4 protein-coding genes, 2 rRNA genes and 1 pseudogene are annotated in these 7,960 nt (G+C 64.3%); 2 read left to right on the top strand and 5 right to left on the bottom strand.

What is annotated here, in order from left to right:
• Window positions 1-752, bottom strand: a 16S ribosomal RNA gene (locus tag MA09_RS00490); the annotation flags it as partial.
• Between the two features lie 530 nt (window positions 753-1,282).
• On the opposite strand from MA09_RS00490, the gene MA09_RS00495 reads away from it, so the two are divergent.
• Entirely contained in the window at window positions 1,283-3,397 is a 2,115-nt protein-coding gene (locus MA09_RS00495; protein WP_036244337.1) for a TonB-dependent receptor, read from the top strand.
• Here MA09_RS00495 and MA09_RS00500 read toward each other — a convergent pair.
• The 3 genes from MA09_RS00500 to MA09_RS00510 form a co-directional block, all read right to left on the bottom strand.
• The gene (locus MA09_RS00500; protein ID WP_152594506.1) at window positions 3,394-4,878 is read right to left on the bottom strand and encodes a DUF3482 domain-containing protein; all 1,485 of its coding nucleotides are present in this window, start codon (window positions 4,876-4,878) and stop codon (window positions 3,394-3,396) included. The genes MA09_RS00495 and MA09_RS00500 overlap by 4 nt on opposite strands.
• Window positions 4,879-4,883: 5 nt before the next feature.
• Entirely contained in the window at window positions 4,884-6,365 is a 1,482-nt protein-coding gene (locus MA09_RS00505; protein ID WP_036244352.1) for a DUF2868 domain-containing protein, read from the bottom strand.
• A 148-nt stretch (window positions 6,366-6,513) separates the two neighbouring features.
• On the bottom strand, window positions 6,514-6,957 hold the full coding sequence (locus MA09_RS00510; RefSeq protein ID WP_051933052.1) for a hypothetical protein: 444 nt from the start codon (window positions 6,955-6,957) through the stop codon (window positions 6,514-6,516).
• A 116-nt stretch (window positions 6,958-7,073) separates the two neighbouring features.
• On the opposite strand from MA09_RS00510, the pseudogene MA09_RS23905 reads away from it, so the two are divergent.
• Window positions 7,074-7,675: pseudogene (locus MA09_RS23905) on the top strand (M20/M25/M40 family metallo-hydrolase); the annotation flags it as partial.
• Between the two features lie 73 nt (window positions 7,676-7,748).
• Here the strand turns inward: MA09_RS23905 and rrf are convergent.
• Window positions 7,749-7,861, bottom strand: a 5S ribosomal RNA gene (gene rrf / locus MA09_RS00520).
• Window positions 7,862-7,960: the final 99 nt, after the last annotated feature.

The raw sequence follows: 7,960 nt of genomic DNA on the forward strand, positions 1-7,960 counted from the left end.
ATGAGCGTCAATCTTGACCCAGGGGGCTGCCTTCGCCATCGGTGTTCCTCCACATCTCTACGCATTTCACTGCTACACGTGGAATTCTACCCCCCTCTGCCAGATTCAAGCCTTGCAGTCTCCAACGCAATTCCCAGGTTGAGCCCGGGGCTTTCACGTCAGACTTACAAAACCGCCTGCGCACGCTTTACGCCCAGTAATTCCGATTAACGCTTGCACCCTACGTATTACCGCGGCTGCTGGCACGTAGTTAGCCGGTGCTTATTCTTCAGGTACCGTCATTAGCCAAAGATATTAGCCGCAGCCGTTTCTTCCCTGACAAAAGAGCTTTACAACCCGAAGGCCTTCTTCACTCACGCGGCATTGCTGGATCAGGCTTGCGCCCATTGTCCAAAATTCCCCACTGCTGCCTCCCGTAGGAGTCTGGGCCGTGTCTCAGTCCCAGTGTGGCTGGTCGTCCTCTCAGACCAGCTACTGATCGTCGCCTTGGTAGGCCTTTACCCTACCAACTAGCTAATCAGATATCGGCCGCTCCACAAGCATGAGGCCCGAAGGTCCCCCACTTTCATCCGTAGATCGTATGCGGTATTAGCGTAACTTTCGCTACGTTATCCCCCACTTCTGGGTACGTTCCGATATATTACTCACCCGTTCGCCACTCGCCGCCAGGTTGCCCCGCGCTGCCGTTCGACTTGCATGTGTAAAGCATGCCGCCAGCGTTCAATCTGAGCCAGGATCAAACTCTTCAGTTCAATCTCTGTTTGTTGGCATTGCTGCCATCCTGATTTCTCAGGAGTCGCTCACTCAAGATACTGACCGTCGCTCATTGCTGAGCAACGTTAATACTTTTGTGAACATTTGATAATTTAAGTAATCACTGACCGAAGCCAGCGGCACCTTCATCAAACGCCCACACTTATCGACTGTTGATTGTTAAAGAAACGTTGTTCTGTACTACCTTGCTGCACCTTGCGAAGCGTTGTGTTCGTCAGCAGCAGAGGAATGAGATTATGCAGTGTTTCGCTTAACTCGTCAACCCCCTCTTCCACTTCGTCGCAGATTTCTCTGCGGACCTTGCCAACGAAATCAGTTGATCCCGTGAACGTTTTTCGGTCACGCTTTGCAGCGTTCCTGAAGCGGACGCGCACTATAGCAAACGTTCACGGCACCCGCAAGCCCGCGCCACCATGGAAGCTGTGCGTGTACGTTATTTCAATGCCGGGTATATTGCGTGCCGAACCAGCATGCCGCTCGCACGGTGCTATGAGCAATTGGAGAACAGATGAAGCACCCCTTATTCCGCCGGACCGCCATTGCCGCAGCCTGCATGTCGGCCCCACTCTGCGCGATCGCCGATGAGGTACGCGCGCCCATCAATGTTGTGGTGGTCAGCGCCACCCGCTCGGAACACAGCAGTTTCGACCTGCCCGCCGCCATCGACATTGTCGATGCATCGCAGATTGCCGATACCCAGCCGCGCGTCAACGCCTCCGAAGCCCTGGCCGCGGTGCCGGGCCTGGTCGCCCGCGACCGCCAGAACTATGCGCAGGACCTGCAGATCTCCTCGCGCGGCTTTGGCGCCCGCTCGGCCTTCGGCGTGCGCGGCGTTCGCCTCGTGGCGGACGGCATCCCGGCCACCATGCCGGACGGCCAGGGCCAGGCCGCGACCTTCAACCTCGACATCGCCGAGCGTATCGAAGTATTGCGTGGCCCCTTCTCCGCCCTGTACGGCAACCACTCGGGCGGCGTGGTCCAGCTGTTCACGCGCGATCCCAAGGGAGCCCCTTCCATCGAAAGCAGCTTCACCGCCGGCAGCGACGGCATGCGCAAGCTCGATGTGAACGCACAGGGCCGCAGCGGCAAGTTCGGCTACCTGCTCGATGCCTCTCGCTTCGAGACCGATGGCTACCGCGCCCACAGCGCCGCCACCCGCGACCAGGCCTACGCCAAGCTCGTGGTCGAGCCGACGAAGGGCAGCCGCGTGGTCCTTACCGCGAGCGGGCTGCGCCAGGACGATACCCAGGATCCGCTTGGCGTCACCTGGGCCACCTACCAGCGCGACCCGCGCGCCGGCGAGATCGACCTCACCGACACCCAGTCGCCCCAGCGCCCCCTGGCCGAACGCTACAACACGCGCAAGAGCATCGACCACCAGCAATTCGGACTCACCTGGGAACAGCGCTTCGGGCCAGATCGCCTGCTGCTGACCGCCTACGCCGGCAACCGCCACGTAATTCAGTACCAGTCGTTCTCGCGCGGCTTCCAGGCGGCGCCCACACACTCCGGTGGCGTGATCGACTTCGACCGCGACTTCCACGGCATCGACGCCAACTGGCGTGCCGTGCGCGAACTCGCTGGCGGCACGCTGCGTGCCACCATCGGCATCGAGGTGGCGCGCTCGGTTGATGACCGCCAGGGCTTCGAGAACTTCGTCGGCAATACCTTCGGCGTCAAGGGAAACCTGCGGCGCGATGAACGGAACGAAGTCCGCAGCGTCGACCCTTATGCCCAGCTGGAATGGGAGCGCGGACCATGGGTCCTGACGGGCGGCGTGCGCCGCAGCCGCATCAGCTTCGACGTCACCGACCGTTTCCTTTCCAACGGCAACGACAGCGGCAGCGTCGAGTACAGCCACACCTCGCCGCTGCTCGGGGTGCTGTACAAGGTCTCGCCCTCGCTGAATGTCTATGCCAGCGCCGCACGCGGCTTCGAAACCCCGACCTTGAACGAGCTGTTCTATTCAGGGACCGGCGCCGGCTTCAACTTCCGCCTCGGGCCGGCCATCGGCAAGCACTTCGAGGCCGGGGTCAAGGCCATGCTTCATCCCGGCGTGCGCGTGAATGCCGCCGTGTTCCAGGTCCGTACGGAGGGCGAACTGGTGGTCGACAGCTCCTCGGGCGGGCGCACCAGCTACCGCAATGCCAGCGCCACCCTGCGCCAGGGCGGCGAACTGTCGCTCGATGCGGGACTCGGCGGCGGCTGGAACGCGCGCCTTGCGCTCACGGCGCTGCGTGCCACCTACGAAGAAGGTTTTGGCGCCGTGCCCGAAGGCAGCCGGCTGCCGGGCATCCCGAAGACCAGCCTGTACGGCGAATTCGGCTGGAAGGAGCAGTCCGGCCGCTTCGGCGCCGCACTGGAGACGATCGCCAACAGCCGTGTCCATGCGGAAGACACGAATACCGCCACGCCGGCCCCGGCTTACGCCATCGTCAACGCGCGCGTACAGGCCAGCCAGCTAGTGAAAGGATGGCGGCTCAAGCAGTTCGCACGCCTGAACAACCTGTTCGACCGCGATTATGTCGGCTCGGTCATCGTGGGAGACACCAACCGCCGCTACTACGAAGCCGCCCCCGGTCGCAACTGGATCCTGGGCATCAGCGCGCAGTACCTGTTCTAAGCCTTCGCGATATCTACCCGCGCAGGCAGCGCCACGCCCGGATAAAGCTTCGCAAGCGTGGTATCGGTGGCCGGAACGAGCACGGCTTCCACCAGCGTGGCAGCCGCCTCCTCATCGGGCGCGGCGCGCACCCGCTGCCACAGGTCCGGGTGCTTTGCCATGTGTTCACCGAGTGCCCGCTCCACCTCCTCCTGCCAGAAGGCCGGCGCTTCGCCTTCGACCCAGTTGCCGCGCCCGCGGCCGAAGTGCGCCACCGCCAGGTAACGCAGCACCGCGCCTACCAGCAGCGACTGCAGGAAGGGGTCGGCGAACTGCACGCCTGGCTTGTCGCGGTCCATGCGCTGGTTGAAACCCCAGGCCGCGCCGGCCATCGTCAGGCCGCCGACGATCGCCCCCAGCAGCGCGCCCGCCCCCATGGTCAGGCCGCCCGCCATCATGTCGGCCGACAGTCCCGTTGCCGCACCGGACACCACGGCGCCGAGCAGGCCTGCCTGGGCCTTGTCCACCGGCGCATGCACCGCGAAGTTGTCGCGCACGCGTGCATTGATGGTCAGCGCCTGGCCCGGGTCGATCCGGTACAGGGCCAGCATGCGTGCCGTCGCGCCATTGATGCGGTTGTTCAGGCGCTCGACCAGCGCCGCCATCGCGAGTTCCTGCCGCCGCTGTTCGTCCTTGCCGATGCCGACCGCCTTCAGCGCGCTGCGCAGCATGCTGCGCCCTTCTTCCGCGATCGGTTCCGCGTCGCGCGCGGCCGCCGCCAGCTGTTCCGCCGAGACGCGCAGCGCGCCGAGGTAGCGTTGCCGGTTGGCGGCCGACCAGGCGTCGAGCAGGCGCGCATAGCCGGGCCGCTTCTCATCAATGACCAGGCGCCCGATCGCTTCATAGAACACGTGTTCGTGCACCCAGCAGCGGGCGAAGGCGTCGAGCGGCAGCACCTCCTTCACCACCGGGAACTGGGCCAGGTGCTGCCGCCAGCGCCCCTGCTCGCCGGATTCCTCTGCGCCGGGGCGCGGCGGGCCCATCTGGTTGAGCAGCACGGCAACCGGCTTGTCGAGCCACTCGAGGATTTTCATCTCCGGCGGCAGGTAGCCGGCATCCAGGGGCGACTCGGACGAGTTGACCAGGTAGAGGATGACGTCGGCTTCTTCCTTGGCCGCGCGCAGTGCCTGCTGGCTCAGCCAGAACGGGCGGTCGCGGTAGCGGTCGAACACCTCGCGCAGGAACCAGCCGATCGGATTGCCCGCCATCGACAGGCGCTTCAAGAGGCGCACCGAATCGCCGAAGCCCGGGGTGTCCCACAACATCAGCGTATCGCCGGCTTCACTGCGCTGCAGCGGGTGCGCCTCGGCGAACTGGGTCACGTGGGCGGCGTCGCGCACCTCGCCCACGTCCATGCCGACCAGCGTGCGCGCCAGCGTCGTCTTGCCGTTGTTGGTGTGCGAGACGAGCGCGAACTGGATCTTGACCGGAGTGTCAGCCATGGCGTTCATCGCAGCTCCGGCAAGCTGAGTCCGGCGCCCAGTTCGAGCGGATACTTCTCGGGCTGGAGCAGGTTGACGAAGGTGGCCGAGGTACCATGGAAGCTGCAGAACTGGCGCCACAGCGCGGTGCGCTCGGCCACGCGCGCGGCATTGCCCTGCTGCTCGCCAATGCGTTCCACGAGCGGTGATTCGTCTACCAAGACCGCGACACCGCGCTTCACACGCTTGCCCAGGTAGTCGAGGAAGGCGCCGTGGTTTTCCTTTTCGGGCGTGGCCGCAAGGCTGAACAGGACGGCGGTGACGGTGACGCCCGCGTCGTCGAGGGTGGTCTCGCGCAGCGCTTCCTTCGGATCGAGGCCGTAGGCGGCCGTGGGGCACAGTTGGACACGGGCCTGCGCTCCGAGCGCGCTCGCCGCGATCGCCCACAGGCCCCGGTCGCGCGCTTCGTCGAGCGTATAGCTGTAGGGGAGCACGCGCAGCAGTGCCGGGGTACCGGCGCCGATGCTGTCTGCCAGCTTGCGGTAATACGGCTGGTCGAGGTCGAGCGGGAAGTTGCGCGCCAGGTGACGTGCGCGCCAGGCGGCGACGCCGGCCAGCAGCAGGCGTGGCAGCACGACGAGCAGCAGCAGCGTCGCGCCATACAGGTGGACCCAGCGTTCGCCGCTCGCGGCGGTCATTGGCCGCCCGAAGCGCAGCAGTTCGATCTCGGCCAGCGAGAAACCCTGCAGAAAGGGGAAGACGGTCATCGCCGGCATGAACAGCCAGGACAGCAGGGTGTGGACCTGGCGGCCGTCGAGGAAGGTACTTTCCCAACCGACCTGGTACTGGGTCAGCAGGCCGCGCGCATACAACGAGGCGATGGCGCCGAGCGCGAAGAAGGCCGCGGCCAGATGGACGGTGCGGCGCAGGCGCGCGCGGGTCAGCGGTTCACTGAGCGTGGCCCACTCTCCCATGAAGACGGCAATGCCCTCGGTCATCGGTGCCGGCAGCTTGCGCGGCACGGACGCTTTGCCCACGCTCAGGCGGCGCAGCAGGTTCGGGCCTGCCCAGCCGTGGCGTTTGCCTGGGATCAGGGCCCATACCAGCATGGAGAGATAGACCAGCAGGTTCCAGCCGATGATCAGGAGGAAGGGAGCCGACAGGAGGTCGACACGGTACGGATCGGCGATACGGTCGATGGCGGCGCCGCTGATGAAGGCCAGGAAAGGCAGGGCCAGCCAGACGCCGCCCAAGCCCAGTCGGCGCTTCGCGAATGCGCCGAATGCAGGCGAACGTTCGCCCAGGCGTTTCAGGATCTGCTCGGAGCGCTGCTGCAGGAAATGCTGCTGGGTGACGGCGCTCTTGCTGTCGGCGGCCTGCCAGGCCGCGAGTTCCTTGGCGCTGCGGCTGGCGTACTTGCGGTCGTCGTCGCTCAGCACCGCGTGGTTGACGTCGGCGGACTCGATGGCGCGCACCAGCACGACGTTGCGTGCGACCTGTTCGTTCATGCTTCTCCTGTCATGGTTGAAATGGCAAGGCTGACAGGTGCATTGTGCCCCAGTTTGGGACAGGGCATCGTTCCCGCGCTGGTGGCGGGCGAAGGCGGGGCGTAAAAAAACCCGGGAGACCCGGGCTCGCATGGGCTTGCGCCGGCGTTCAACTGCCGGGATTCTTCTTGTTCGGTTTGCTGCCGAAGTCAGAAGCAGGCAGGTCGGGGTGGCCCTGCAGCCCTTTGCCGCCGCCCTTGCCGGAATCCGATTGCTGGGAGCCGGCGTGCTGGTATTGCTCGATGCCGCCCGCGCCGGATTGCTGGGCTTCGCCCAGGCGATCCTGCTCGGCCTGTGCCTGCATGCGCTGGCCGCGCTGGCGCGCACTCCAGCCCTGGTGGACGGCGCCGGCGCCGCCGCGCTGGCCGCGGCCGCCCGTGTCGGACTGCTGGGAGCCGGTGTGGGCCATCAAGAAAGGCGACTCGGGGCCGCCGGGCATGACGGCGCCCGGTGCACGCGTCTGCAGACTGCCTTCGGCAACTGTCACGCCTTTCGGTTTATGGATACCGCGCGAACGGTTGTCGCCACCCAGGTTTTTTTCCTTCGATTTCATGATTCCTCCTTCGCTTTGCTGAACCAATGGATTGATCATGCGCGCCGAAACTGCGGGGCTGTATAGGAGAAGACTCCGAGCAGGTGTAGGAATCACCGCACGCACCCTTCAGGTAGCGGAAGTACCGAAGCCAGTCCGGCGTCGACGCCGCCAACTGGCTGCTGTCCGCCTGGCGGGAACTCGCCGCCGGCCGCGAGGACATCTCGGTAACGCAGATCGTCCACCAGGGCTTCGGGCGTCGCGAGCATGACCGAGGCCTTGCGTGCACTCATCGCGAGCGGTTACCGCCCGCGCCGGACGATCCAGGTCATTGCCTATGCGGCGGAAGAAGCGGGATTGCGGGGTTCGCAGGGAGATTGCGCGCCAGTTCAGGCAGGCGGGCCGGAAGGTCGCCGGCGTGCTGCAGCTCGACATGACGAATTACAAGGGTGCGGCCAACGACATCTACCTGATCACCGATTACACGAACAGCCAGCAGAACGCCTTCCTGGCCCAGCTGATCGGCACCTATCTGCCGGGCCTGACGATCGGCTATGACAAGTGCGGCTATGGCTGCTCGGACCACGCGAGCTGGGATGCGCAGGGCTATCCGGCTTCGATGCCGTTCGAGTCATCGATGACGCGCGATAACCCGCATATCCACACGTCAAAGGATACCTTGGTCAACTCGGGCAACCAGACTGCGCATGCGCTGAAGTTCGAGCCAATAGGACGGTAGTGAAGATTCGCAGTGCGAATCCGAAAGCAAAAAGCCCGCTCAGTCGATACTGAGCGGGCTTTGCTTATAACTAGCCTGACGATAACCTACTTTCACACTGGTTGCAGCACTATCATCGGCGCAAAGTCGTTTCACGGTCCTGTTCGGGATGGGAAGGGGTGGGACCGACTTGCTATGGTCATCAGGCTTTGACTTGTCTGAGCTTTTACCGATCGGTAAAAAACTCACAATCCGGGAAGAAGTATCGTTCTTTTTATTCTTGGGGTAGCAGTATCAACAAACTGC

The sequence above is a fragment of the Massilia sp. BSC265 genome (assembly GCF_000740675.1).
In the GTDB taxonomy this organism is placed as follows: domain Bacteria; phylum Pseudomonadota; class Gammaproteobacteria; order Burkholderiales; family Burkholderiaceae_D; genus Telluria.

Coding starts and splice junctions, on each gene's coding strand:
- MA09_RS00495 (WP_036244337.1), top strand. CDS start 1,283: ATGAAGCACCCCTTATTCCGCCGGACCGCCATTGCCGCAGCCTGCATG.
- MA09_RS00500 (WP_152594506.1), bottom strand. CDS start 4,878: ATGGCTGACACTCCGGTCAAGATCCAGTTCGCGCTCGTCTCGCACACC.
- MA09_RS00505 (WP_036244352.1), bottom strand. CDS start 6,365: ATGAACGAACAGGTCGCACGCAACGTCGTGCTGGTGCGCGCCATCGAG.
- MA09_RS00510 (WP_051933052.1), bottom strand. CDS start 6,957: ATGAAATCGAAGGAAAAAAACCTGGGTGGCGACAACCGTTCGCGCGGT.